Origin of the sequence: Jiangella sp. DSM 45060 (genome assembly GCF_900105175.1) — a bacterium.
Taxonomy (GTDB): Bacteria; Actinomycetota; Actinomycetes; order Jiangellales; family Jiangellaceae; genus Jiangella.
In genome coordinates this window covers 4,430,315-4,455,479 of the sequence record NZ_LT629771.1, presented here as the reverse complement: position 1 = coordinate 4,455,479, position 25,165 = coordinate 4,430,315, and the positions used below count along the sequence as shown (strand labels likewise).

25 protein-coding genes are annotated in these 25,165 nt (G+C 72.8%); 10 read left to right on the top strand and 15 right to left on the bottom strand.

The window, feature by feature from the left end:
• Positions 1-1,098 (bottom strand): carbohydrate kinase family protein, encoded by a 1,098-nt coding sequence (locus BLU82_RS19845; protein WP_197682342.1) that lies wholly within the window; start codon positions 1,096-1,098, stop codon positions 1-3.
• A 198-nt stretch (positions 1,099-1,296) separates the two neighbouring features.
• Here BLU82_RS19845 and BLU82_RS19840 point away from each other — a divergent pair, with 198 nt between their 5' ends.
• Both BLU82_RS19840 and BLU82_RS19835 read left to right on the top strand, forming a co-directional pair.
• The gene (locus tag BLU82_RS19840; RefSeq protein WP_092622826.1) at positions 1,297-2,049 is read left to right on the top strand and encodes a DeoR/GlpR family DNA-binding transcription regulator; all 753 of its coding nucleotides are present in this window, start codon (positions 1,297-1,299) and stop codon (positions 2,047-2,049) included.
• The gene (locus BLU82_RS19835; RefSeq protein ID WP_092622825.1) at positions 2,046-3,389 is read left to right on the top strand and encodes a 6-phospho-beta-glucosidase; all 1,344 of its coding nucleotides are present in this window, start codon (positions 2,046-2,048) and stop codon (positions 3,387-3,389) included. The genes BLU82_RS19840 and BLU82_RS19835 overlap by 4 nt, the downstream gene beginning before the upstream one ends.
• A gap of 51 nt (positions 3,390-3,440) precedes the next feature.
• On the opposite strand, the gene BLU82_RS19830 is transcribed toward BLU82_RS19835, so the two are convergent.
• The gene (locus BLU82_RS19830) at positions 3,441-4,199 is read right to left on the bottom strand and encodes a hypothetical protein (protein ID WP_157741141.1); all 759 of its coding nucleotides are present in this window, start codon (positions 4,197-4,199) and stop codon (positions 3,441-3,443) included.
• 35 nt (positions 4,200-4,234) lie between these two features.
• Positions 4,235-5,380, bottom strand: coding sequence for an FAD-dependent oxidoreductase (locus BLU82_RS19825; protein WP_092622823.1), 1,146 nt, complete (start codon positions 5,378-5,380; stop codon positions 4,235-4,237).
• 114 nt (positions 5,381-5,494) lie between these two features.
• On the opposite strand from BLU82_RS19825, the gene BLU82_RS19820 reads away from it, so the two are divergent.
• Positions 5,495-6,052 carry a TetR/AcrR family transcriptional regulator gene (locus tag BLU82_RS19820; RefSeq protein WP_092622822.1) on the top strand — a complete coding sequence of 186 codons (558 nt, stop codon included), beginning with the start codon at positions 5,495-5,497 and terminating at the stop codon, positions 6,050-6,052.
• Positions 6,053-6,119: 67 nt separating this feature from the next.
• Here BLU82_RS19820 and BLU82_RS19815 read toward each other — a convergent pair whose 3' ends face one another.
• From BLU82_RS19815 to BLU82_RS19805, 3 genes are all read right to left on the bottom strand, one after another.
• Positions 6,120-7,049, bottom strand: a complete 930-nt coding sequence (locus tag BLU82_RS19815) for a serine protease (protein ID WP_092622821.1) — start codon at positions 7,047-7,049, stop codon at positions 6,120-6,122.
• A 162-nt stretch (positions 7,050-7,211) separates the two neighbouring features.
• On the bottom strand, positions 7,212-8,015 hold the full coding sequence (locus BLU82_RS19810) for a DUF5134 domain-containing protein (protein ID WP_092622820.1): 804 nt from the start codon (positions 8,013-8,015) through the stop codon (positions 7,212-7,214).
• 562 nt (positions 8,016-8,577) lie between these two features.
• Positions 8,578-8,949 (bottom strand): VOC family protein, encoded by a 372-nt coding sequence (locus tag BLU82_RS19805; RefSeq protein ID WP_092622819.1) that lies wholly within the window; start codon positions 8,947-8,949, stop codon positions 8,578-8,580.
• Positions 8,950-9,096: 147 nt separating this feature from the next.
• Here BLU82_RS19805 and BLU82_RS19800 point away from each other — a divergent pair, with 147 nt between their 5' ends.
• Positions 9,097-9,438 carry a YciI family protein gene (locus tag BLU82_RS19800; RefSeq protein WP_231947838.1) on the top strand — a complete coding sequence of 114 codons (342 nt, stop codon included), beginning with the start codon at positions 9,097-9,099 and terminating at the stop codon, positions 9,436-9,438.
• Between the two features lie 3 nt (positions 9,439-9,441).
• Here BLU82_RS19800 and BLU82_RS19795 read toward each other — a convergent pair whose 3' ends face one another.
• Together BLU82_RS19795 and BLU82_RS19790 are read right to left on the bottom strand one after the other, a co-directional pair.
• On the bottom strand, positions 9,442-10,455 hold the full coding sequence (locus tag BLU82_RS19795; RefSeq protein ID WP_092622817.1) for an aldo/keto reductase: 1,014 nt from the start codon (positions 10,453-10,455) through the stop codon (positions 9,442-9,444).
• Positions 10,456-10,488: 33 nt separating this feature from the next.
• Positions 10,489-11,280 (bottom strand): AraC family transcriptional regulator, encoded by a 792-nt coding sequence (locus BLU82_RS19790; RefSeq protein ID WP_092622816.1) that lies wholly within the window; start codon positions 11,278-11,280, stop codon positions 10,489-10,491.
• A 49-nt stretch (positions 11,281-11,329) separates the two neighbouring features.
• Here BLU82_RS19790 and BLU82_RS19785 point away from each other — a divergent pair, with 49 nt between their 5' ends.
• On the top strand, positions 11,330-11,752 hold the full coding sequence (locus tag BLU82_RS19785) for a DUF2000 domain-containing protein (RefSeq protein ID WP_197682340.1): 423 nt from the start codon (positions 11,330-11,332) through the stop codon (positions 11,750-11,752).
• Here the strand turns inward: BLU82_RS19785 and BLU82_RS19780 are convergent.
• The 3 genes from BLU82_RS19780 to BLU82_RS19770 form a co-directional block, all read right to left on the bottom strand.
• Positions 11,727-12,056, bottom strand: a complete 330-nt coding sequence (locus BLU82_RS19780) for a putative quinol monooxygenase (protein ID WP_092622815.1) — start codon at positions 12,054-12,056, stop codon at positions 11,727-11,729. The genes BLU82_RS19785 and BLU82_RS19780 overlap by 26 nt on opposite strands.
• 364 nt (positions 12,057-12,420) lie before the next feature.
• Complete coding sequence (locus BLU82_RS19775; protein WP_197682339.1) at positions 12,421-12,909, bottom strand: MarR family winged helix-turn-helix transcriptional regulator; 489 nt, start codon at positions 12,907-12,909, stop codon at positions 12,421-12,423.
• A gap of 37 nt (positions 12,910-12,946) precedes the next feature.
• Positions 12,947-13,435, bottom strand: a complete 489-nt coding sequence (locus BLU82_RS19770) for a DUF1772 domain-containing protein (RefSeq protein ID WP_157741140.1) — start codon at positions 13,433-13,435, stop codon at positions 12,947-12,949.
• Between the two features lie 143 nt (positions 13,436-13,578).
• Here BLU82_RS19770 and BLU82_RS19765 point away from each other — a divergent pair, with 143 nt between their 5' ends.
• Positions 13,579-14,097 (top strand): RNA polymerase sigma factor, encoded by a 519-nt coding sequence (locus BLU82_RS19765; RefSeq protein WP_092622812.1) that lies wholly within the window; start codon positions 13,579-13,581, stop codon positions 14,095-14,097.
• Positions 14,097-14,702: a hypothetical protein gene (locus BLU82_RS19760; RefSeq protein WP_092622811.1), complete on the top strand. Its 606-nt coding sequence runs from the start codon at positions 14,097-14,099 to the stop codon at positions 14,700-14,702. The genes BLU82_RS19765 and BLU82_RS19760 overlap by 1 nt, the downstream gene beginning before the upstream one ends.
• Positions 14,703-14,775: 73 nt before the next feature.
• Here the strand turns inward: BLU82_RS19760 and BLU82_RS19755 are convergent, their stop codons facing one another.
• Genes BLU82_RS19755 through BLU82_RS19745 form a run of 3 tightly spaced genes read right to left on the bottom strand, consistent with a single transcriptional unit; the run spans position 14,776 to position 18,559 of the window.
• Positions 14,776-15,630, bottom strand: coding sequence for a xanthine dehydrogenase family protein subunit M (locus tag BLU82_RS19755; protein WP_092622810.1), 855 nt, complete (start codon positions 15,628-15,630; stop codon positions 14,776-14,778).
• The gene (locus BLU82_RS19750; RefSeq protein WP_092622809.1) at positions 15,627-18,041 is read right to left on the bottom strand and encodes a xanthine dehydrogenase family protein molybdopterin-binding subunit; all 2,415 of its coding nucleotides are present in this window, start codon (positions 18,039-18,041) and stop codon (positions 15,627-15,629) included. The genes BLU82_RS19755 and BLU82_RS19750 overlap by 4 nt, the downstream gene beginning before the upstream one ends.
• Positions 18,038-18,559 carry a (2Fe-2S)-binding protein gene (locus BLU82_RS19745; protein WP_092622808.1) on the bottom strand — a complete coding sequence of 174 codons (522 nt, stop codon included), beginning with the start codon at positions 18,557-18,559 and terminating at the stop codon, positions 18,038-18,040. Before BLU82_RS19745 ends, BLU82_RS19750 begins: the two co-directional genes overlap by 4 nt.
• A gap of 257 nt (positions 18,560-18,816) precedes the next feature.
• Here BLU82_RS19745 and BLU82_RS34290 point away from each other — a divergent pair, with 257 nt between their 5' ends.
• The 3 genes from BLU82_RS34290 (at position 18,817) to BLU82_RS19735 (ending at position 22,565) form a co-directional block, all read left to right on the top strand.
• Positions 18,817-18,981, top strand: a complete 165-nt coding sequence (locus tag BLU82_RS34290) for a hypothetical protein (protein ID WP_157741139.1) — start codon at positions 18,817-18,819, stop codon at positions 18,979-18,981.
• 19 nt (positions 18,982-19,000) lie between these two features.
• Complete coding sequence (locus BLU82_RS19740) at positions 19,001-19,372, top strand: DUF2203 domain-containing protein (RefSeq protein WP_092622807.1); 372 nt, start codon at positions 19,001-19,003, stop codon at positions 19,370-19,372.
• A gap of 94 nt (positions 19,373-19,466) precedes the next feature.
• Complete coding sequence (locus BLU82_RS19735; protein WP_092622806.1) at positions 19,467-22,565, top strand: M14 family metallopeptidase; 3,099 nt, start codon at positions 19,467-19,469, stop codon at positions 22,563-22,565.
• Between the two features lie 477 nt (positions 22,566-23,042).
• Here the strand turns inward: BLU82_RS19735 and BLU82_RS19730 are convergent, their stop codons facing one another.
• Complete coding sequence (locus BLU82_RS19730; RefSeq protein ID WP_092622805.1) at positions 23,043-24,938, bottom strand: glycerophosphodiester phosphodiesterase family protein; 1,896 nt, start codon at positions 24,936-24,938, stop codon at positions 23,043-23,045.
• Positions 24,939-25,165: the final 227 nt, after the last annotated feature.

Genomic DNA, 25,165 nt, shown 5'->3' with positions numbered 1-25,165 from the left:
TCAGCGGCCGGCCCGGAAGCCGAGCGTCGCGATGGCACGCGACACCTCCGGGACGGCGTCGTCCGGGACGATCGTGTTCAGGAACTCGTAGTCGCCCGCGAGCGCGGGGTCCTTCGACCCCGTCTCGCGGTACCACAGCGCGATGTCGCCCCAGCCGGGCGAGGCGAGCGCGCCGCCGAAGTGCCGCACCGAGAGCGCGGCACCCAGGTTGGCCAGCCGCAGGCTGTGCAGCAGCGGCCAGCCCGCCAGCGTACCCACCATGAGGCCGGCGACGAAGACGTCCCCGGCGCCGGTGGGGTCGAGCGCCTCGACGGGGACCGCGGCCGCCCTCACCGGGCGGCCGGTCTCCTTGTCGAACGCCAGCGCGCCGTCGGCGCCGTTGGTCACGACCGCCAGCGGCACGAGGTCGGCCAGCTTCTCGACCGCGGCCTCGGCGCTGCCGGTGCGGGTGTAGCTCATCGCCTCGACGGCGTTGGGGGAGAAGGCGTAGCAGCCGGACAGGCTCTCGCGCAGCCGGCCGAGGTCCCAGCGGTCCTCCGGGTCCCAGCCGAGGTCGGCGAAGACCCGGCCGCCCGACGCCGTGACGGAGTCGACCCACGGCTGCCGCTCGCCGCCGAGATCGACGAAGCAGGACCGGGCCTGCGGCGGGTGCGTGACCAGCCGGTCCAGGGCCGCGGGCCGGTGCCCGTGGGTGACCATGGCGCGGTCGCGCTGGTAGACCATCGACACCGTGACCGGGGAGTGCCAGCCGGTGACGTAGCGCGAGTAGGTGAGGTCGACGCCCTCCTGGACGCCGAGCGTCTGCCGGCAGTAGTCGCCGTAGAGGTCCTCGCCGAACGTGGCGGCCAGGCCGGTGCGCAGCCCGAGGCGCGCGGCGGCGACGGCGAGGTTGGCGACGCCGCCCGGGCTGGAGCCCATGCCCTCGGCCCACACCTCGGTGCCCTGCTTCGGCGGGCCCTCCATGCCGATGAAGATGATGTCGAAGAACACGGTGCCGGTGAGGAAGACGTCCAGCTCGGGACCGCCGTCCTGGCGCTGTGCGGCCAGCGGGTCGTGCCGCGACGGCGCGCGGTACGGGTCACGAGCGATGTTCGACACGGTGCTTCCTCTCCCCATTCCCCCAGTTGCAGGGTTGCGACGAACCCTAGTGGGGGTGCGCGCAAATGACAAGATATGAGCGGTTGTGATGCATCCCTCGCGTCACGCACCGCCCTGACCGGGTGTTTCGCTCAGCTTTGCGCACGTTTCGGCGTGACTACTGTTCGATTGAGCGAAGATGACTGATATGGTGCAGCCGTGCTTGCGCAGCGCCGGTATGAGCTCATCATGCAGACCCTCCGTGCCGAGGGTCCGGTCTCCGTCACCGTGCTGGGCACCCGTCTCGGCGTCAGCCAGGCCACCATCCGGCGCGACCTCGCGTGGCTGGAGGAGCAGGGACTGCTCACCCGGGTGCGCGGCGGCGCGGCCGCCAGCCCGTCGCTGGAGCCGTCGTTCGCGGCCGTCGCCACCGAGGCGCACCGCGCGAAGGACGCCATCGCCCGGCGGGCCGCCGGCATGGTCGAGGACGGCGACGTGCTGCTGCTCGACATCGGCACCACGGTGCACCGGCTGGCCGTGCACCTGCGCGGCCGCAAGGTCACCGTCATGACCGCCAACATGGCGGTCTACGAGGAGCTGCTGCCCGACCCCGACATCGAGCTGATCCTGCTCGGCGGGGTGGTGCGGCGCAACTACAAGTCGCTGGTCGGTTTCCTCACCGAGGACGCCGTCCGGCAGCTGCGCGCCGGCAAGTTGTTCATGGGGACCAGCGGGGTGCGCGCCGACGGCGCTGTCGTCGACACCACGGTGGTCGAGGTGCCGGTGCGCCGGGCCATGATCGCGGCGGCCGACCAGGTCATCCTGCTCGCCGACGCGGAGAAGTTCCCAGGGACGGGGTTCGCCAGCGTGTGCGGGCCCGACGCCCTGGACGTCGTCGTGACCGATGCGGACGAGGGCACCGAAGCCCTCGGCGCGCTGCGGGAGAGCGGTGTGAAGGTGGTTCTCGTATGAGATTGACGATCCTCGGGGGCGGCGGATTCCGCGTCCCGCTGGTGCATCGCGCGTTGGCCAGCGAGGAGTCCGGCGTCGACACCGTCGTCCTGCACGACACCGACGCCGAACGGGTGCGGGCCGTGCGGGCGGTGCTCGAGGAGCGCTCCGGTGGCCGCGGGCCGAAGCTGGTGGTCGAGAGCGACCTCGCGGCGGCCGTGCGCGGCACCGACTTCGTCTTCTCGGCGATCCGGGTCGGCGGCCTGGCCGGGCGGTCCTGCGACGAGCGCAGCGCGCTCGGGCAGGGCGTGCTGGGCCAGGAGACCACCGGCGCCGGCGGCGTGCTCTACGGGCTGCGGACGGTGCCGGTCGCGCTGAACATCGCGTCGACCATCGCCGCGGAGGCGCCGGACGCCTGGGTGATCAACTTCACCAACCCGGCCGGCATGGTCACCGAGGCGATGAGCTCGGTGCTCGGCGACCGCGTCATCGGCATCTGCGACTCCCCGGTGGGGCTGTTCCGCCGGGTCGCCCGCGCGCTGGACGTCCCGATGGGCGACGCGTGGTTCGACTACGCGGGCCTCAACCACCTGGGCTGGCTGCGCCGGGTGCTGGTGAACGGGCGCGACGTGCTGCCGGACCTGCTCGGTTCGGACGACGCGCTGGGTTCGTTCGAGGAGGGGAAGCTGTTCGGGGCGCCGTGGCTGCGCTCGCTCGGCGCCATCCCGAACGAGTACCTCTATTACTACTACTTCACCCGCGACGCCATCGCGTCGGCGCAGGCCGCGCCGGCCACCCGCGGTGAGTACCTGCTGCGGCAGCAGGCCGGCTTCTACGCCGGCCCGGCCGCCGGGTCGGCCACGGGCGGCGCCGCCGAGCGCTGGGACGAGGTGCGGCGCGAGCGCGAGGCCACCTACATGGCCGAGAGCCGCGACGCCGCCGGCGTCGGCGACCGCGACACCGCCGACCTCGACGGCGGCGGCTACGACCGCGTCGCGCTGGCGCTCATGCGGGCCATCGCCGCCGACGAGCGGGCCACGCTGGTGCTGAACGTCCGCAACCGCTCCGCCCTCGCCGGCGTCGACGCCGACGCCGTCGTCGAGGTGCCCTGCCTGGTCGGCCGCAACGGCGCCCAGCCGCTCGCGGCCGGCGCGCTGGACCCCGCGGCGGCCGCCCTGGTGGCGGCGGTGAAGGCGACCGACCGCGCCGCCATCGCGGCGGCGAGGTCCGGGTCCCGGCGGGCGGCCGTGGCGGCCGTGGCCGGCCACCCGCTGGTCGACTCCGTCACGACGGCGGAGCGGCTGGTCGAGGCCGAGCTGGCCGCGCTGCCGGAGCTGCGCGCCGTCCTCACCCGCGACTGAGGTCCCCGTGCGGATCGGTGCGGGCCACGGGGGTGCCCGCACGCCGATCCGTCAGGCCAGCCGGTAGAGCATCGGCTGGGCGGAGATGCGGTTCGCGGCGAAGTTGGCCAGGACGAACCGGCGGAACGACGACCTCACCAGCATCTTCGGCGCCACGTCGCGCAGCCGGTCCCACCGGCAGTGGTTGACGATGCCGTAGTCGCGCGGCTCGCCGTCCAGCGGCGCCAGCACCCGCGAGTTGTCCAGGCCGGTCGCGACGTTCCACCAGCCGGCGGTGTACTCCCAGACGGGGACGAGGTCGCGCTCGTCGTCGGCGTAGAAGAAGTTGAACAGGAACACGCCGGGCCGTCCGGCGTCGACGTCACCCATGCTGCGCGGGCTGGCGGCGGCGAACTCGAACGTCCGCCGGGCTGTGTCGCGCACCCGGCCGGCCAGCTGCTGGTAGGCGGCGTGGTCGCGCAGTTCCCCGGCGGCGCGCGCCGACACCGTCTCGATCAGGACGACGACGTCGTAGCGGGCCCGGGCGCGCAGCCGGCCCGACGCGACGGCGCGCCGCAGCAGCCGGTGGTTCTCGCCGAAGACCAGGTGGGCGAAGCCCCGGAAGACCGTCGCCCGGACGACGTCGCCGGTCGCCGCGGGCAGTCGCGCCGCGGCGGCGCGGAGCTCGGCCAGCAGGCGGGACTTGGCCCGGCTGCCCGGCAGGACCATCGGCCGCCGGTCGATCTCCGCGGCCAGCAGCAGGTAGCCCGACGACGTGGGCGGCTCGAGCTCCGCGGGTGCGGGGTTGAGGTGCTCGTTGACGATGCGCATCGCGATCATCTCCTGGGGTGGGAACGTGCGGGGGATCAGCGGTAGACGAGGCCGGACAGCCGGCGCGCCAGCCGGTTGCGGAAAGCGGGGACGGTGCCGAGCAGGCGCAGCGCGACATTGCGCGCCGGCCGCGCCACCGGCCCGGCGGTGGCGAGCCGGGTGAGCCGGTCGGCGAGGGCGACGACCTCGGTGGCGACCGGCCTGCGGGCCGATTCGTAGGCGTCCAGCACCTCGTCGGGGGCGCCGTCGAGCACCTCGTGCAGGAGGACGCCGAGCGCGACCGCGTCGGTGATGCCGGCGTTCATGCCCTGGCCGCCGGCCGGACTGTGCACGTGTGCCGCGTCTCCGGCCAGCAGGATCCGGCCGCGACGGTAGGCGCCGGCGACGCGGTGGTGCAGCCGGAACCGCGAGCCCCAGACGACCTCGTGGACCTCGGCCCGCTCGGCGAGCGGGCCCCTGGTGTCGAGGAGCTGCTGGACGAAGGCGGCGTCCGGATGTTCCGGCGCGTCGGCCACGGTGGCGACGACGCGGTGGACGCCGCCGGGCAGGGGAGCGACGACCACCATGCCGGCGGGGGAGAAGTACAGGATGACCTCGTCGTCCGGGGCGCCGCCCGTCAGCCGGACGTCGGCCAGCGCGAACGACTCGGCGTAGGCGTCGCCGTCGAACGAGATGCCCGCCTGCTCGCGGACGACGCTGTGCATGCCGTCGGCGCCGACGACGTAGCCGGCCCGGACCTCCGCTCCGCCGGCGAACCCGGCCACGACACCGTCGCCGGTCTGCTCGAGTGTCGTCAGCCGGTGCGGCCGCAGCACCTGGCCGCCGAGTTCGGTGAGCCGGTCCAGCAGCACCCGCTCGGTGACCGCCTGCGAGATCATGAGGGTGTAGGGGTAGGCGGTCGGCAGCCGGTCGAACGGCACCGGCACCAAGACGCGGTCGCGGTCGCGGATGGTGAAGCGCGGTGCGTGGATGCCCAGTGCGGTCAGCCGGTCGCTCACGCCGTACGGCTCGAGAGCCTCCAGCGTGTGCGCGTGGACGACCGCTGCGCGCGAGGTGGTGTCGGCGGCCGCGCGACCGTCCACGATGAGGACCTGGTGCCCGTGCTCGGCGAGGACCGTCGCCAGGGTGAGCCCGGTGGGGCCGGCGCCGACGACGAGGACGTCGGTGGTGGTGGGGATCATGATGCCCTCCTTGTCAACAATCGTTGGTCAACGAGCGTTGGCATCACCGTACGCACGCGTCCGCAGCAAAGTCAACAGTTGTAGGCAAACGTCTGTTGGTCTACGCTCGACGGTGTGAGACGCAGTTCCGAGGAGACCAAGGCGATCATCCTGGCCGCGGCCCGCGAGCGGTTCGCGGCCGACGGCTACGAGCGGGCCACCATCCGGGCCATCGCCGCCGACGCGCGCATCGACCCGTCGATGGTCATGCGCTACTACGGCTCCAAGGAGAAGCTGTTCGCGGCCGCCGCGCACTTCGATCTCGACCTGCCCGACCTCGCGGCCGCTCCGCGCGCCGAGGTGGGCCGGCGGCTGGTCGCGCACTTCCTCGACCGGTGGGAGGACGACGAAGGCCTCATGGTCCTGCTGCGCTCCGGCGTCACCAACCCCGACGCGGCCGAGCGCATGCGCGAGATCTTCGGTGCGCAGCTGCTGCCCATGGTGCGCCGGTTCAGCGCCGACGCCGACGCCGACGAGGCCGGACGGCGGGCCGGGCTCGCCGCCAGCCAGGTGCTGGGGCTCGCGCTGTGCCGCTACCTGCTGGCGTTCGCGCCGGTCGCCGCGATGAGCCGGGACGAGCTGGTCGACCACGTCGGCCCCACGCTGCAGCGCTACCTCACCGGCGCCTCGTAGCCGCACGTGCGAGCGCCGCCCCACCGGCGTTCCGGGGACGCCGGTGGAGCGACGCTGGTTCCGGCCGTCAGGCCGCGGCCGCCGCGTTGTAGACGGACTGCGCCGTGCTGCCGAAGAACGGCCCGTACATCGTGTTCGGGTCGTTGTTGTACTTGTAGCTGTTGACCGAGTTCAGCCGGTTGCTCGTGAGCCACCCGCCGCCGGACGAGCCGCCCGTCATGTCACAGGTGATGCCCTGCGTCTGCAGGCCGGACGGGTCGTTGCGGGCGGTGCCGCTGCACGAGTACAGCCGCTGCCCGTTGAACGGGGCGGCCGCCGGGTAGCCGTAGGACGTGTAGCTCAGGCCGCGGGCCAGGTTGAAGGCGATCGGGTGGGAGCCGACCACGCTGGTGAGGCTCTGGCCGGACGAGTTCTCGTTCATCACCGCGAAGCCGACGTCGACGTTGAAGTCGCCGCTGTTGGCCCAGCCGCTGGACGTGAACAGGTCCGACGCCGACCACTGGCCGTACGGCGCCGAGCCGTTGTCGTACGCGGGCACGAAGGTGAACTGCGACGCGAACGCGCCGCCGCCGCCCTCGTGCAGGCAGTGCCCGGCCGTCGTCACGACGTCGCCGTTGGAGCTGGTGGTGGCGGTGCCGGAGCAGACGTAGTCGGTGCCGCCGATGGTGAAGAAGACCTTGCCGAGTTGCGAGCGCGGGTTCTCCGGCACGGCGGCCGGCGCGAAGTCGCGCTTCTTCGGCGACGCGGTGCTCGCGTCGCCGGTGACGATGACGTCGGCCGGGATGGCCGCCCGCATGCGCTCGGGCGTCCAGTAGGCCTGCGCCGCGCGCTGCTGTGCCCGTGTCGTCGCCAGTTCCTGGTGCACGACCTCGGACGCCCGGATGCCGTCGGCGGTGGCCGTCGTGACATCCGTTCCGGCCAGCGCCGGAGTGGCAGCGATGCCGGACACCACGAGTGCGGCACCGGCCAGGAGAGATCGAATGACGGGTCTCCTCATTGCCCATTCCTCCCTGATGAGGCAGTTCGTCGGGGTTCGACGAGATGCCTCAACATACAGTCATCATCCTGTCATGTACAGGTATGTCGGAATTGACTCTTCCGGGAGTTCACCTGGACAACGGCCGGGACCGCAAGTCATGGAGAGGTCAACGGTCACGTGTCACAGCGCGCTGAAGAAGAGCACCGCCATGCCGGCGCTCAGGGCCACCTCGGTCGCGCACGCCCCCGCCTGCGACGTCAGCACCCGCGCCGTCGTGGGGCGGGGCGGCCGCCCGGGCGGCGGTTCGGGCGGTGTGCGCTCGCCGACCCGGAACCCCAGCGACGTGGCGGCGACCAGGAAGTACAGGCCGAACATCCAGCACAGCGCGGCCAGTGCGGGCAGCCCGGCATGCGCCCCGTGCACGTCCAGTGCGACGGCGGCCGGGGCGGCGCCGGTGCCGGCCTCGGTGGTGGCGGCAGCGGCGACGGCGTGGGCGGCGAGCGCGCCGTGGCCGGTCAGGTACATGACGACCATCGCCGCGCAGCCGACGAGATGGTGCAGGTGATAGCCGCTGTGGCCGCCCTCGTGACCGTCGCGGTGGTCTCGGTGGCCGAGATCGGTGAGACGGCTGACCGGGACCGAGCTGCCGGCCGAGCCGGGGCACGGCGCAGCGCCGAGCGCGGCCGCGGGCAGGGCGCCCCGGCTCAGCAGCCCGTCGTGACGCAACCGGGCGCCGAACCAGGCGGCGAGCACGGTGAAGGCGGCGATGCCGAGGGCCGGCGGCACCGCCGCGCCGGCCGGACTCACCATCAGTGCCATCGCGACGCCCATGAGCGCGTGCGAGAGGTCGGGCACGTCGGCCGCGAGGAGACCGGTGCGCGGGCCTCGTCGTGTCACCGACCAAGCGAATCGAGCGGCGGAATACACGGCCACGGCCAGGAACACGACGACCGCCACGACGCGGGCCATTTCGATCGGGGACATCGGCCTCACATCCCGCTCGAGTTCGCACGTCGGCCGTGCTCCGGCGCAGGCAGCGCCGTGACTTCACGGTAATGCACACTACGACGCCACAACAGTCTTGTTCTATGTCAAGACAGCCAGTAATTTACCTGTCATCATGCGTCGATCCGCTTAGCCGGGGGCCAGAAAACAAAATCGCTATTTCTCTTGAACCCGTGTAACAGCGAGTGTCATAGTGGAGTCACAACAGAACACTGGAGTCCCGCTCAGGGACAACCGGCATCACGCTGGCCCTGAGCGGCTGTGTCACCGCTTCTCGGGGGTCATTCCCACCCACAAGGGAGGAACGATGAAGGGCAGGCACAGGCGGCGGCGTCCCACCAGGTCGCGCAAGAGCTGGCCGCTCGGCTGGTTGAAGAGCGCCTCGCGCGGGCGTGGGGACGATCCGGATGCGGTGGTGGTCGCCAGGTGACGCCGCAGCGCTCCAGCGTCCTGGGGCCGCTCGTCCCGTGACGGGGGTGGACGGGTGGGCGCAGGACACGAAGGGTCCGGTTCCGGGGGAGCCGGACCCTTCGTGTGGGGGTCACTCCTGCAGCACCGACAGCACGTTGCCCGCGGGGTCGGTGAACCACGCGATGGGCGGGCCGGCATTGCGGTGGACGCCCGTCGCGTCGGGTTCCATGTCGGGATAGCGCAGGAACTCGACGCCTCGGCGGGTGAGCTCGCCGACGGCGGCGTCGATGTCGTCGACCGGGAAGTTGAGGATGGTGAACGACGCCGGGGTGTGCGCGTCGCCCTTGGGGTACACGAGCACGCCGTTGCCGCCGGCGATGTGCAGTGTGAGCATGCCGTTGGCCTCGCTGACCTCCAGGCCGAGCGTCTCGGCGTAGAACCGCTTCGCCGCCGGGATGTCGTCGACCGAGAAGCCGCTGAAGGCCTTGGTCTTCTCGAACATGTCGGATCCCTTCTCTCGTCACGTGTGACGGTACCCATCGGCACCGACAATGGACGCCATGTCGAGAAGCGAGCGCAGGCTCCGACGTCTCTCCCGAACGGCGTCCAGCCGGGACGCCGGAGCACGAAGGGTCACACCGTGAAGTACATGCTGCTCATCTACAACAGCGCCGCCGCGTTCGAGGCGATGACCGAGGACGAGAAGTCGGCCGTCTTCGGGCAGGTCGACGTCATCATGAAGGAGCTGCGCGAGTCCGGCGAGTGGGTCGCCGGCGAAGGGCTGGCTGACGCGGCGCGGGCCAAGACGGTGCGCGTGCGCGACGGCGCGGCCGTCGTCACCGACGGCCCGTACCTGGAGGCCAAGGAGCAGTTCGCCGGCTACCTCACCGTCGACGTCGCGTCGGAGGAGCGGGCCGTCGAGATCGCCGCCCAGTGGCCCGACGCCTGCCGCTGGGGCATGGAGGTCCGGCAGGTCATCGGCGGAGGCTGACGCTCACATCGCGGCGACCGGCTCCGCGCGCAGGTCCGCCAGCAGCCGCTCGACCTCGGCCAGCTCGGCCGGGGCGAGCGGCCCGTGCGCCAGCGCGCCGGCGTTCTCCTCGGCCTGCGCGACGGTCCGGCAGCCGGGGATCGGGATGGTCGCGTCGCTGCGCGCCCAGATCCACGCCAGCGACCCCTGCGCCAGCGTCCGTCCGCCGCTGCGCAGCACCTCGCGGACGGCCGCGACGCGGTCCAGCCACAGCGGCACCGGCCGGCCGTCGCGGAAGTACCGCAGCCAGTCCGGCGCGATGCCGCGCACGTCGTCCGGCCCGAGCGTCGACGACGCGGTGAACTTGCCGGTGAGCAGGCCCATCGCGAGCGGGCTGCGGTTCAGGCTGGCGAGGTGGTGCGCCTCGCACGCGGCCAGCACCTCGGCGGCGTCGTGCAGGACGTTGAAGGCGTGCTGGACGGCGGTGCAGTGCGGGCCGGCCTCGCCCCAGGCGGCGGCGCGGTCGGCGTGGTCGGTGCTCCAGCCGTACCAGCGCAGCTTGCCCTCGGCGACCAGCTCCTCCAGCGTCCCCAGCAGGTCGGCGGCGACGGCGATCGGGAGGTCGTTGAGGTGCAGCTGGTAGAGGTCGACGTAGTCGGTGCCGAGCCGCGTCAGCGAGCCCTCGAGCGCCCGGCGCAGGTACGCCGGCGACGGGTCGGTGCCGGTGAGCTGCCGCGTCGCGGGGTCGATGGTGTTGCCCCACTTGGTGGCGATGACGACGTCGTCGCGGCGCCCGGCCAGCGCGCGGCCCAGGATCAGCTCGCTGTGCCCGGTGCCGTACGCGTCGGACGTGTCGAACAGGGTCACCCCCAGCTCGGCCGCCCGCCGGATGGTCGCCACGGACTCGTCGTCGTCGACCTCACCCCAGCCGCACGGCTGGTCGCCGGCCCAGAACGGCCCGCCGATGGCCCAGCAGCCCATGCCGAGGGCGCTGACCTCGATGCCGCTGCGGCCCAGTGTGCGTGTCGTCGCAGTCATGCCTCCACGCTGCCAGTTCGAGCGCGCTCCAGGTCAACCCCTGGCGTACGCGCCCGGGCTGACACCGAGGTAGCGGCGGAACTGCCGCGTGAGGTGCGCCTGGTCGTAGAAGCCGGCGGCGGTGGCGACGTCGGCCGGACGCTGCCCGGCCAGCAGCAGCCGGCGGGCCAGCTCGACCCGGCGGCCGGTGAGGTAGCGGTGCGGCGGCAGCCCGAACGCGGCCGTGAACGAGCGCACCAGGTGGGTCGGGTGGGCGTGCAGCTCCGCGGCCGCATCCCGCAGCGTGACGCCGTCGGCGACGTTCGCGTCGAGCAGCTCGCGCAGCCGCCCGGCCAGCCCGGCCGGCTGGCGGCCTGGCGCCGCCGCGGGCGACAGCCGCGCCGCGATGCGGGCGCCGATCAGCGCCAGCCGGCTCTCCGCCTCGAGCGCGTCGCCGGGCCGTTCCAGCGCCCGGTGCAGCTGGTGCACGCGCAGCCGCAGCTGCCGGTCGGCGAACGTGGGGTGGTCGACGGCGGCGCCGATGAGGTCGTCGCCGAGCAGGCCGGGGTCGAGGTACAGCACCCGCTTGCCGAACCCGGCCGGCGTCGCGGCCCGGCCGTCGTGCGGGACGTGCGGCGGCAGCAGCGTGACGGCGGACCCGGCGGCGCCGTGGTGGTGGCGGTCGAGGTCGAACCGGATGGCGCCGTCGTCGACGATGAGCAGCGTCCACGCGGTGTGGGTGTGCGCCGGGTAGGCGTGGTGGGTGAACCGGGCGTGGAAGACCTCGGCCAGCCCGGGCACGTCGGGGCGCCAGGCGCGGACCGTCGCGCCGGCGGGGGCGAACACGCTAACACCGTACAAGACCCGGCGACCGCGGCCGCGTGATGCTGGGACGGTGACCGACGAGATCCGCTTCGCCACCAAGATCGCCGTCCTGCTCGCCGACGACCTGCCCGTATGGCAACGCCTCAACGTGACGGCGTTCCTGGTCAGTGGCCTGGCCGGGACGATCCCGGAGCTGATCGGCGAGCCGTACGAGGACGCCGACGGCACCGTCTACCTGCCGATGTTCCGTCAGCCGGTGCTGGTGTTCGCCGGCGACGCCGCCGTGCTGACGGCCGCGCACGGGCGGGCGCTGGACCGCGGGCTGCGTCCGTCGGTCTTCACCCGCGAGCTGTTCACGACCGGCAACGACCGCGACAACCGGGCCGCCGTCCGCGCGGTGAAGCGGGCCGACCTCGACCTCGCCGGCCTCGCGGTGCACGGCCCGAAGAACGCCGTCGACAAGATCGTCAAGGGCGCGCGGCTGCACCCGTGAGCACGTCGACGCCGAGGCCGCCCTCGACCCGCGCCTCGGCGCCGGTGAACTCGCCGGTCAGCATCGGCATGGCGGCGGCGATGGCGGCCTTCGTCTCCGGCAGCTCCAGCGACGCGTCGTGGTGCCGCTTCGACGACCACAGCTCGCTGACGACGACGAGGTCCGGGTCGGTCTCGCTGACGCCGACGGCGTAGAGGTGGCAGCCGGCCGCGCGCAGCCCGTCGGTCCCGCTGAGCAGGATCGCGACGACCTCGTCGCGGCGGCCGGGCCGGGTGCGCATGGTGCCTTGGTATGCGTAGGTCACCAGGTCAGCGTCGCACCTCGGGCGGCGCCGCGCTTGTACGGATCGGACCTCTAGATGAGTGCGCCCTATTGATCTTGCGGGTGTCGAGGATCAGGCGCGCACGGCATGGGTGGCCAGGAGACGGTCCGGCGGCACGTCCTGGACCCGGCCGGCCCGACGCCCGCCGGGAGTACTGTTCCGACGCGCGGTGACCTCAGCGCCAACCGTTGGCACGAGTGTCACCCCGCCGCCTGCCACCACCCCGGGGGCCCTCAGCTGATCTGCACCGCCGAGGGGTTCTCCGGCCGCGACCTGCAGACCCTTCGCCACCGGCCTGGGCGCGCACCTGATCCGCCTCGACCGCGAGGGCGAGCCGACCAGGAGACTAGCCGCGGTCACCGATCTCCTGCATCATCCGGCACGGGTCGGCGACGGGGTCGGCGGCGTGCAGCCGGGCCGCCAGCCGGCCGAGCAGCTCGCGCAGCGCCGTCCGGTCGGCGTCGTCGAGGCCGGCGAGGACGTGCTCCTCGGTGAGCCGGACCCGGCGGTCGGCCTCGGCCAGGTATTCGCGGCCGCGCTCGGTGGCGACGACGCGGCGGCTGCGGCGGTCGGCCGGGTCGGGCTGCCGCTCCACCAGGCCCGCCTCGGTCAGCGCGTCGAGCAGGTAGGTGAGCACCGTCTTGTCGATGCCGAGCCGCTGCGCCAGCGCGGACTGCGTGCGCGGCTCCTCGCGGACGGCGACGGCGAGCACCTGGCGCCCGCGGTGGTCGCCCGGGATGCCGGCCGTGGCGGCGTCGGCGGACTGGACGTAGGCGCGGAACAGCACGCCGAGCCGCCAGCCGAGGTCGTCCTCGATGCCCTGGGTCGTGGTCACCCAGCCATGATAATCGTCTGTGCGGCAGAAGATCTGTCTACTCGACGGCCGCCAGGCCGGCGGCGAACAGGATGGCCGCGGCGAAGCTGGCCACCGCGCGGACGTGGTTCCACGACGTCCACTCGGCGTCGTAGGTCTCCCAGCGCCGCTTCGCTTCCGGCCCGTCGGGGTCGACGAGGTGCAGCGCCTTGTTGCGCGGGATGTGGTAGGAGCCGGTGATCACGATGGAGCCGAAGATCAGCAGCAGGCCGGCGATGAGCAGGTAGATGGCCTCCTCCTCGCCCCAGCGCACGAACGAGTAGACCACCGAGACGGCCGACAGCACCGCCGAGCCGACGAACGCGGTGAGGAACCACGCGTTCATCAGCGCCACGTCCATCTTCTGCATCGCCCGGATCGCGTCTCCCGGCGACAGCCGGCGCAGGCCCGGCATCACCATGCTCGACCAGGCGAAGTAGACGCCGGCCATCAGCCCGGCGGAGACCGCCGAGGCGAGCGTCAGAGCGAAGAACACGCTGTCGGGCATGCGGAGCCTCCAGACGATGATGAAGGCCGATCCTAGAGGCTCGCTCGGACAGATGGCCGGACCCGCGCCGAGGGCAGGCACAACCTTGCCCGCGGCCGGTCGCGTCTCCACCATGACGGCGACGATTCGGCGACGGAGGGGCGATGGGGACGAACGGCCGCGACGACTTCGCCGCCTGGGCTACCACGGCGCTGCCGGGGCTGCGCCGCTTCGCCTACGCCGTCGGCGGCGACTGGCACCGTGCCGACGACCTGGTGCAGTCCGCGCTGGAGCGGATGTACGTCACCTGGCCGAAGCTCGGCGGCGTCTCCGACCTCGGCGCCTACGCCCGCACCGTCGTCGTCCGCCAGGCCGCCACCGAGGCGCGGCGGGCATGGTGGCGGCGCGAGCGGGTGACCGACGTGCTTCCGGAGGCGCCGGCGCAGGTCGACGACGGCGCCGCCCGGCTCGACCTGGCGCGGGTTCTCGACGGGCTGAGCGTGAAGCAGCGCGCGATCGTCGTCCTCCGGTTCATCGAGGACAGACCGGTCCGCGAGGTCGCCGACCTCATGGGCGTCGCCGAGGGGACCGTCAAACGGCAGTGCCACGACGCCCTCGGCCACTTGCGCCGGCACCTCAGGACCGCGGACGAGCTCGATGACCTGACCGAGGGAGAACGGTGATGACCATGGACGACGTCGTCGGCGTGCTGCGCCGTGCTGGTGAGCACACCATGCCACCGGAGCCCTTCGATCTGGACGCTGTGGTGCGCGGCGGCGAGACGCGGCGACGACGGTCGCGGATGGCCCGGGCCGGGGCCGTTGTGGTCGTCGCCGCGGTGGGGCTCGGCGCCGCTATCGCCTGGCAGGACCGTTCCACGGGCACGGACACCGCCGTCGCCGACCCCGGCTCGGCCGAGGAACTGCTGGCGCTGCTGGCCGGACCCCTGGGTCCAGACGACCACCTGCCTGCCGAGCTGAGCGATCCGGGCCTCGTCGAGTCGACGGCCCGCGCGGTCGCGGCGACGCCGGAGGCACGGTTCTGGGCGGTCGTCGACATCGACGGTGAGGTCTGCTTCGTCGTGCAGGTGCCGGCGGAGGAGCCGACGACGGCGTTGTCCTGTGCGCCACCGGCGTACTTCGCCGACAACGGCCTCCCGTTGTCGGCGAGTGGTCCGGGCGGCGGGGTCCGGGCCTGGCTGTTGCCCGACGGGGACGTGCTGGACGCCGACCTCCTGGCGGACTGGACGGTGGTGAACCCGAACCTGGCCATCCAGCCGGTCGGCTGACAGCACCACGGCCTCTCCCGCTCCACCGGGCAAGCCCTTCAGGGTGAAGCGGGAGAGGCCATGTCCGGCGAGGTCAGAGCCTGCTTGCCGCCATGACGGCGCGCCGGGTGAGGACGGGCGCCAGCTGGGTCCGGTACTCCGCCGACGCGGTGCCGTCGGTCAGTGGCGACGCGCCTTCGAGGGCGCGACCGGCCGCGGCCGCCACCGCGTCCGCCGTCGCCGGGGCGCCTGTCAGTGCCTCCTCGACGCCGCGGGCGCGGACCGGGGTGACGCCCATGTTGGTGAGCGCGACCCGGGCCTCGGCGATGCTGCCGTTGGACCGCCGCACCGCCGCCGCCACGCCGACGACCGACCACGACTGCGCCAGCTGGTGGAACTTCTCGTAATGCGTGCTCCAGCCGGTCAGCTTCGGCACCCGCACCGACACCAGCACGTCGCCGGGGCCGAGCGCCGTCGTGAAGTAGTCGACGAAGAAGTCGGCGGCCGGCACGTCGCGCATGCCGCCCGGACCGGCCACCGTCATGACGGCGTCCATGGCCAGCGCGACGCCGGGGAGGTCGCCGGCGGGGTCGGCGTGCGCGAGCGACCCGCCGAACGTGCCGAGGTGGCGGATCTGGCGGTCGCCGACGGTCTCGGCGGCCTGTGCGATCAGCGGCGCGTGCTCGCGCACCAGCGGATGCCGCGTGACCTCGTCGTGCGTGGTCATGGCGCCGATGTGCAGCGCGTCGCCGTCGTCGTCGACGCCGCGCAGCTCGGCCAGGCCGCCGAGATCGACCAGCATGGCCGGCGCCGCCAGCCGCAGCCGCAGCATCGGCAGCAGGCTCTGCCCGCCGGCCAGCACCTTTCCGTCGTCGCCGGCCGCGGCCAGGGCCGTGACGGCGTCCTCGACCGACGCCGCCTTCGTGTAGTCGAACGCCGCGGGGATCATCGCGTCTCACCTCCGTCCGTGGCGGACGACGCGGCGCGGGCCGCCGCGATCGTCGACCACACCCGTTCCGGCGTGCACGGCATGCGCACGTCGTTGACGCCCATCGGCCGCAGCGCGTCGACCACGGCGTTGACGACCGCCGGCGTCGACGCGATGGTGCCGGCCTCGCCGACGCCCTTGGCGCCGAGCGGGTGCCCCGGCGCCGGCGTCTCGGTGCGGTCGGTGACGATGTCCGGGAGGTCGGCCGCGCTCGGGATGGTGTACTCGACGAACGTCCCGGTGGTGAGGTTGCCGTCCTCGTCGTAGCGGGCCTCCTCGAACAGCGCCTGCGCGATGCCCTGCGCGACGCCGCCGTGCACCTGTCCCTCGACGATCAGCGGGTTGATCACCCGGCCGATGTCGTCGACCGCGACGTACGAGCGGATCGTCACCATGCCGGTCTCGGTGTCGACCTCGACGGCGCACAGGTGCGTGCCGTGCGGGTAGGAGAAGTTCTCCGGGTCGAACGTGGCATCGGCGTCGAGGGTGGACTCGACGCCGTCGGGGAGGTCGTGCGACTGGAACACCGCGAACGCGCAGTCGGCCACGGTCTTCGTCGCCGCGCCCGGCGCGCCCTTCACCCGGAACTCGCCCTCGCTGAACTCGAGGTCGGCGGGGTCGGCCTCGAGCAGGTGCGCCGCGACCGGCAGCGCCTTCTCGACCACCCGCTGACACGCGTTGACCAGCGCGATGCCGCCGACGGCCAGCGAGCGCGAGCCGTAGGTGTCCAGGCCCTTGTGCGACGTGCGGGTGTCGCCGTGCAGCACCTCGACGTCGTCGAACCCGACGCCGAGCTGGTCGGCGACGATCTGGCTCCACGCGGTCTCGTGGCCCTGGCCGTGCGGCGACGTGCCGGTGACGACCTCGACCTTGCCGGTGGGCAGCACCCGGACGGACGCCGACTCCCACCCACCCGCCGCGTACCGCAGCTGGCCCAGCACCCGCGACGGCGCCAGGCCGCACATCTCCGTGTACGTGGACACGCCGATGCCCAGCTGCACCGGATCGCCGGACGCCCGCCGCCGCTCCTGCTCCTGCCGCAGCGCGTCGTACTCGAACAGCTCCGTCGCCCGCGCGGTGGCCGCCGCGTAGTCGCCGGAGTCGTACGTCAGTCCGGCCGACGTCGTGAACGGGAACTCGGAGCTGTCGATCCAGTTGCGCCGGCGCAGCTCGAGTGGGTCCATGCCCAGCTCGGCGGCGAGCTCGTCCATGATGCGTTCCAGCGCGAACGTGGCCTCGGGCCGCCCGGCGCCGCGGTAGGCGTCGGTCTTCGTCGTGTTGGTGAAGACGCCGGTGCACTCGAACCGGTAGGCCGGGAACTTGTAGATGCCGCCGAACATGAACGCGCCCAGGATCGGGATGCCCGGCGTGATGATGCCGAGGTAGCCGCCCATGTTGGCGAGCAGCTTCGCGGACATGCTGGTGACGGTGCCGTCGCGGCGGGCGGTGACGGTGATGTCCTGGATCTGGTCGCGGCCGTGGTGAGCCGAGAGCATGGCCTCGGACCGCGACTCGGTGAACTTCACCGGCTTGTTCAGGCGCCGGGCCGCCGCGAACGCGATGAACTCCTCGGGCGTGACCTCCAGCTTGCCGCCGAAGCCGCCGCCGACGTCGGGCGCGATGACCCGGATCTTGTGCTCCGGCATGCCGGTGCCGAGCGACAGCAGGATGCGCAGGATGTGCGGCACCTGGGTGGCCGACCACATGGTGATCTGGTCACCGGTGGGGTCGACGACGGTGCTGCGCGGCTCCATGAACGCCGGGATCAGCCGCTGCTGGATGAACCGGCGGCGCACGACGACCTCCGCCTCGGCCTCGGCCTGGGCGACGTCGCCGCCGGTGCCGGCCTGGGCGGAGTCGAGGATCCACGTGTAGCACTTGTTGGTGCCGCTGGCCTCGTGCACCAGAGGCGCGCCGTCGGCCAGCGCCTCCTCCATGTCGAGCACGACCGGCAGCGGCTCGTAGTCGACCTCGATCAGCTCCAGCGCGTCGAGGGCGCTCTCGCGGCTGCGCGCGGCGACGACGGCGACCGGTTCGCCCGCGTGCCGGACCTCGTCCAGCGCCAGCGGGGGATAGGCCGGCAGGACGGTGTCCTCGGTGACCGGCCAGACGCACGGCATGCTGCCCTGCAGGTCGGCGACGTCCCGACCGGTGAAGACGTCGACCACGCCGGACGCGCCCCGCGCCGCCGTGACGTCGATGCCGGTGATGCGTGCGTGCGCCATGGGGCTGCGCAGGATGGCGAGGTGCAGCATGCCCGGCAGCGACAGGTTGTCGGTCCAGGTCGTGCGCCCGGTGATCAGCCGGGCGTCCTCCTTGCGGCGGCGGTCGCGTCCGACCTCGCCGGACGGGCGCTGCTCGGTGACGGTCACGTCGTCACCCCCTCGGCCGCCTCGGCGCTCTCCGGCGTCGACGGCACGCTGGTGCGCATGGACTCGGCCGCCGCGTGGACCGCCCGGACGATGTTCTGGTAGCCGGTGCAGCGGCACAGGTTGCCCTCGAGGCCCTCGCGGATCTCGTCGTCGGTGGGGTCGGGGTTCTCGGTGAGCAGGTCGACCGAGGCCATGATCATGCCCGGTGTGCAGAACCCGCACTGCAGGCCGTGCTGCTCGTGGAAGGCCGCCTGGACGGGATGCAGCTCGCCGTCGGCGCCGGCCAGGCCCTCGATGGTGGTGACGTCGGCGCCGTCGGCCTGGACGGCGAGGACGGAGCAACTCTTGACGCTGGTGCCGGACAGCAGGACGGTGCAGGCGCCGCAGTTGCTGGTGTCGCAACCGACCACGGTGCCGACCTTGCCGAGCCGGTCGCGCAGGTGCTGGACGAGCAGCGTGCGTGGCTCGACGTCGTCGTCGTACCGGACGCCGTCGACCGTCATGGTGATTCTGGTCATGGGACTCCCGCCTACGCCAGGGACCGGCGCAGCCTCACCGGCCCGACCGAGCGCAATCCGATGCGCGCTTGCTGGTTCCAGCAAAGTCCGCGAATGCTGACACCGCAAGGGTTTCGCCCGAACCCGTGTGACCCAGGGCACAGGTGATGCCGCTCACGACCATCTGGCGATCAAGCTGCGGTAATGGGCAGGATTGGCTTACCTAACGACTCGCGGCGAGGACGGCGCGACCACGTCCCACGTGAGGAGTGCGACCGATGCTCTACGACTGCCCCGAATGCGCGCTGCCCGCGACCGTCACCTCGCGCGGCCGGCTGTCCGGCACCTCCGGCCCGGTCGAGCACGTCGCGGTGCACTGTGCGGGCGGGCACCGCTTCCTCGGCCCGGCCGACTCGCTGCGGGTCCTGCTGCCGCGGGGCTGAGCTCCGGGACAATCGGAGCATGAGCGACGTCTACACCGCCGCCGAGGCACGCGCCGTGCTGGACCGGTTGCGTCCGACCCTCGACGCTCTGATCGAGGTCCGCGCCGACCTCGCCGAGCTGGGCTCCGCCGTCCAGAGCGGTGCGCCGTCCGCGCTGGGCGGGCTGCCGGAGCTGAAGGCCGCGCAGGCCCGCCTCGACGAACTGCTCTCCGCGGTCGTCGCGTCCGGCGTCGAGGTCAAGGGCATCGCGCCGGTGCTGCTGGACTTCCCGTCCGTCCTCGACGACGAGCCGGTGCTGCTGTGCTGGCTGGAGGGCGACGCCGAGCTGGCCTGGTACCACCGCGCCGATCTCGGCTTCGCCGGGCGCCGCCGCCTCCCGCCGTCCTCCTAGCGGTCCGGACCAGCGGCTTCACAAGATCGGCCACGGCCGCTACGGTCCGGGCGGGGCGCGCCAGGGGGGTCGTCCTCGGACGAAGGAGTCCAGCATGGCCGCATCTCGTCGTAGCTCCCGCCGTCTCACCGCCGCTGCCGCCACCCTCGGGCTCGGCGTCTCGCTGCTGGTCACCAGCGGTGCGGGCGCCGACGACGGCGGCGAACTCGAGGCCTACACCGCCGACGTCACCGCCCAGCAGGCGGCCGAGATCAGCGCCGACGGCCTCGACGTCACCGCCGCCGAGCCGACCGCGTCCGGCGTCCACATGGACCTGGTGCTCACCGAGGACGAGGTGCGGGCGCTGCGCGGCCGCGGCGTCGACGTCGTGGTGAAGCGCAACGCCGACGGGCTGAGCGCCACCGAGGCGGCGGCCCGGCAGGCGGCCGCCGGGTACACCGTCTGGCGGTCCTGGGACGAGGACGGCGGGCTGCGCGACCAGTTGTACGACCTGGCGAAGGACAACCCGCAGATCGCCAAGCTGGTCGTGCTCGGCAAGACGTACGAGGGCCGCGAGATCATCGCGCTCAAGCTGACCCAGGGTGCCCGCGGCATCGCCGACGGCACCCGTCCGGCGGTGCTGTACAGCTCGCTGCAGCACGCCCGTGAGTGGATCTCCGGCGAGGTCAACCGCCGGATGCTGACCAGCCTGGTAGACGGCTGGCGGGCCAACGACCGCGAGGTGCGCGGCCTGCTGCGGCGCAACGAGTACTGGTTCGTGCTGGTGGCCAACCCGGACGGCTACCAGTACACGTTCGACGCCGAGCGGCTGTGGCGGAAGAACCTGCGCGACAACGACGGCGACGGCACCACCACGGCGCTCGACGGCGTCGACCCGAACCGCAACTACCCCGAGCACTTCCGCTACGACGAGGAGGGTTCGTCGTCGCTGATCTCCAGCGACACCTACCGCGGGCCGGAGGCCGCCTCCGAGCCGGAGACGCAGGCGATGCTCGCGCTCTACGACCGCGTCGACTTCGCCTTCCACGTGAACTGGCACTCGGCCGGCGAGTGGCTGCTGTACCCCGAGGGCTGGCAGACCGGCACCCCGAGCGCGGACGACCCGATCTACTTCGCGCTGTCGGGCAACCTGGACACCCCGGCGATCCCCGGCTGGGAACCGGGCCTGTCGTCGGACGTCCTGTACGTGACCAACGGCGAGACCACCGACTTCGCGCACGCCGAGCGCGGCACCCTCGCGTGGACGCCCGAACTGGGCGAGGGCGTCCCCGGCAGCGGGTTCGTCTTCCCCGACGACGAGGCGCTGGTGCAGGCCGAGTTCGAGAAGGTGCTGCCGTTCGCCATGGACGTCGCGAGGTCCGCGGCCGACCCGGACGACCCGGTGTCGCACCTGGGCCTCACGACGAAGCCGTTCTACCTGCGCAGCGACGACACCTACAAGGCCGGGCTGCCGCAGGCGGACTTCACCTTCGACTACTCCTACGGCGACCCGCAGGAGGTGCGGGTGCTGGCCAAGCGCGACCTCGGCGACGTCACGGTGAAGTACCGCGTCGACGGCGGCCCGGTCCAGAGCGCGCCCACCGAGGAGTGGGACGGCGGCGACCGCTACGGCGGCGGCACCGACGTCTACTACCGGGTGATGAGCGGCGTCGTCACCGGCACCGACCCCGGCGACACCGTCGAGGTGTGGTTCGAGGGCGGCGGGCAGACCAGCGACTCGTTCACCTACACGGCGGTCTCGGAGTCCGGCGACGAGGTGCTGGTGCTGGCCGCGGAGGACTACACCGGCGCCTCGCCGGTGCAGGCCGGCGGGCCGAACCATCTGGCCGCCTACGAGGAGGCGCTGACGGCGAACGGCGTCGGGTACGACGTGTACGACGTCGACGCCCGCGGCCGGACGGCGCCGGACGCCCTGGGCGTGCTGTCGCACTACGACGCCGTCGTCTGGTACACCGGCGACGACATCGTCACCCGCGAGCCGGGCTGGGCCGGCGGCAACGCGTCGCGGCTGGCCATGGACGAGCTGCTGGAGGTCCGCGACTTCCTCAACGAGGGCGGCCAGGTGCTCTACACCGGCAAGTACGCCGGCAGCCAGTACACCCAGAACCTCGGGCTGCAGGCCTACGACCCGACGGCGGCGAACGCGCAGTGCTCCTCCTCGCCCGTGGTCGCGGCGCGCTGCCGGGTGCTGGCCGGCTCCGGCGACCTCACCAACGACGTGCTGCAGTACTGGCTCGGCGCCTACCTCCTGGTGGACGACGCCGGCACCACCGAGGACGGCCTGCTCGACGTCATCGGCGGCGACGAGGGCCCGTTCGAGGGTCTGGGCTGGGGATTCGACCCGGCCGGGAACCAGGACCACAGCAACTCGCAGGTCGTCACCAGCGGCATCCTCGACCCGGAGACGTACCCGCAGTTCGACAGCTGGGTCGCGGCGCGCTGGGACCGCGAGGGCGGCCCGTTCGAGCCGCACACCGGCGACTTCTACGTCTACTCGCAGATCGGCGACGTCTCGTTCAAGCGGCTGACCAACACGGTGTCGGTTCCCGCGGGCGGCGCGACGCTGTCCTTCTGGACGTCGTACGACACCGAGGCCGACTGGGACCACCTGTTCGTCGAGGCTGCACCCGCCGGCACCGACGACTGGACGACGTTGCCCGAGCTGAACGGGCACACCACACAGGACATCGCCGCCGAAGGCAGCTGCACGGCCGGATGGAACGCCCTGCACCCCCAGCTGGAGCACTACCAGACCGTCGTCGACGGCGACACCTGCCTGCCGACCGGCACGACCGGCGAGTGGAACGCCGCGTCGGGCAACTCCGGCGGCTGGCAGCAGTGGTCGATCGACCTGTCCGCCTACGCCGGCGGCGACGTCGAGCTGTCCATCAGCTACGCCAGCGACTGGGCGGTCCAGGGCCTGGGCGTCTTCGTCGACGACATCACCGTCAGCACCGGCGACGGCGACACGTCGTTCGAGACCGATCTCGGCGGCTGGGAGGTGCCCGGCCCGCCCGAGGGGAGCGCGCCCAACGCCAACGACTTCGTCCGCACCACGGCCGGCGGCTTCCCGGAGGCGGCCGTGACGGCGACGCCCGGCACGCTCTACGCCGGGTTCGGCCTGGAGGGCATCGAGGACGCGGCCGAGCGAGCCGCCGTCATGGAGCGGGCGCTGAAGCACCTGCTCGACTGACGACGACCCGGTGGGGTAGGCGCCAGCCCCACCAGGTGCGATGTCCAGCTAGGGTGCCCGCCCTGGAGGGCGACCCTCCGGGGTGGGTGCCCACCCGGAGGGCCGACTCGATGGGGTAGGTATGACCCGCCCCTCTAGGGAGGGTGCCCACCCTACGGTCGGGCACCGACATACTCCGCCGACGCCGAGCGGGCCGTCGTCATGGAGCGGGCGCAGAAGCACCTGCTCGACTGACGGCGGCCCGACGGAGTCGGCATGACCCGGCCCCACTCAGGAGGCGCCCACCCGAGAGGGGCGACTCGACGGGGTAGGCGTGACCCGCACCACGCAGGAGGGGCCCACCCGGACGGCCGACTCGACGGGGTAGGTATGACCCGCCCCTCTAGGGAGGGTGCCCACCCTACGGGCGGGCACCGACAGAGTCCGCCGACGCCGAGCCATGCCGTGGTGCTGGCGTCGGGCGGATCTGCCGGTGGGTCAGAGCGCCCGTGCGTCGGCGGCGATCAGCGCGGCCAGTTCGGCCGGCAGGTGCTCTCCGCCGACCCCGGCCTCGGCGATCGACGCGACCCGGATCCAGTCGGACCGGTCGATGGCGCGCAGCAGCTGGTCGCGCAGCGCCCGGCCGACGTCCGGTCCGGTGGCGAGGCGCACGAGCCCGGCCGCCGACGGCTGCACCGTCACCGTGGTGGTCGCGGTGGCGGTGCCGCTGACGCCGGTGGCCGTCACCTCGAGCGTGTGCTCGCCCGCGGCCAGCGTGTCGACGGCGATGGCGGCGCCCTCGGCGACCTCCGCGCCGTCCAGCGTGAGTGCGATCGACTCGGCCCGCTCCGACGTCACCGCCGGCACCAGCACGTCGCCGCGGGTCAGCGTCGCACCGTCGGCCGGGGCCGCGAACGCCACCGTGGGCTCGTCCGGCACCGTCTGCACGTGCCGCGCGTTCCAGCCGACGAGCTCGCCCGGCTTGTTCGTGATGACGCCGTCGACGCCGAGGTCGCGCAGGATGGCCCACTGGGCGGGGTCGTCGATGGTGTACGGCATGACGGCGATCTCGGCCTCGTGCAGGTCGGCGACGACGTCGGTGCTGGTCTGCAGCGCCGTCCACGACGGGTTGTAACTGACGACGCCGAGGTCGCGCGCCGTCGCGACCGGGTCGGCGTCGAGGCTGGAGCGCAGCAGGCCGAGCCGCAGCTCCGGCTCGATCGCCCGCACGTCGCGCAGCACCTGGACGTCGAAGCTCTGCAGCAGGGTCTGCTCGATCAGCCCCTGCTCGCGCAGCTGGCCGACGATGACCTCCAGCTCGGCGTACGTCTCCGGGCCCTTGACCTCCAGCAGCAGCACCGGCGCGCGGCCCTTCATCAGCGCGAGCACGTCGTGCAGCGTCGGCACCGGCTGGCCGGTGAACGCCGTCGAGAACCACGACCCGGCGTCGAGACCCTCGATGTAGTCGGACGTCACGGACGGCAGCGCGCCGGTGCCGTCGGTCGTCCGGTCGAGCGTGTTGTCGTGCAGGATGATCGGCACGCCGTCGGCGCTGCTCGCGACGTCGACCTCGACGTAGTCGGCGCCGCTGCGCAGCGCGGACTCCACCGCGGCGAGGGTGTTCTCGGGCGCGACGGACGAGTAGCCGCGGTGCGCCACCACGGCCGGCGTCGACCCGGGTCCGACCGGTCGGATCACCGGCTCCTCCTCCAGCTCCGTGACGACGAGGTCGTCGAAGGATACGGTGCTGCCGTTCACGATCAGGCCGAGCACGCCGCCCTCGCTGCGTTGCAGGGCGCTGGTGCGCATGACCTCCTGGCCGTCGAAGATCCAGGTGGCCCGGCTGCCGTGCACCTCGACGGCGATGCGGACGTCCCGGCCCGTGCCGGCCGCGTGCGGCGCGGCGGCGGTGTTCGTCACGTTCCAGCCGTCTGACGTGGTGCGCTGGGCGAACTCGAGCCCGTTGGCGGCGGTGGTGCCGCTGCGCATGGTCGCGATCCACCACGGCGTCGACCCGTCGGGCGCGATGTCCATGCCGACGGCGGTCCACCGGGCGGCGTTGGCGACCTGCTCGAACCGCGCCGTCACCTCGACCCGGAAGTTGCGCAGGTGCGGGCCGAACGTGATGCGCGACAACTGGCTCGACGACGTGCTGACGCCGACCAGCCGCCCGTCCGACACCGACCACTGGCCGTCGACGGGGTTCCAGCCGACCGGGATCTCACCGCCCTCGAAGTCCTCGCTGAGGATGACTGCGGGCTCGTCTGTCTCGGCCGTTTCCGCTGCCGCGGGCGCCGCGACGGTCGCCGCGCTGAGGGCGGTGACCGGCAGAGCGACGGCAAGAGCGGTGGCCAGGGTCGCGGTCCGGAGTAGGGACGGTCTGGGTAGGCGCACGGGGTCCTCCAGGGGTGGGGGTGTCCGGGATGCTACGGATCGTCGCTGAATGCCGGTTGAACACCGGGTGGCGCTCCCGGTGTCCGGCGGCACACGGTCGTCTCGGCGGTCTCGGCCGGTGCGTTTGGCGACGTCGCGTTGGCTGGTAGGTGGACCCCTCCCGGCCCGGGTGGGGCCCACCCTACGGGCGGGCACCGACAGACTCGGCCGCGACGGAGCATGTGCCG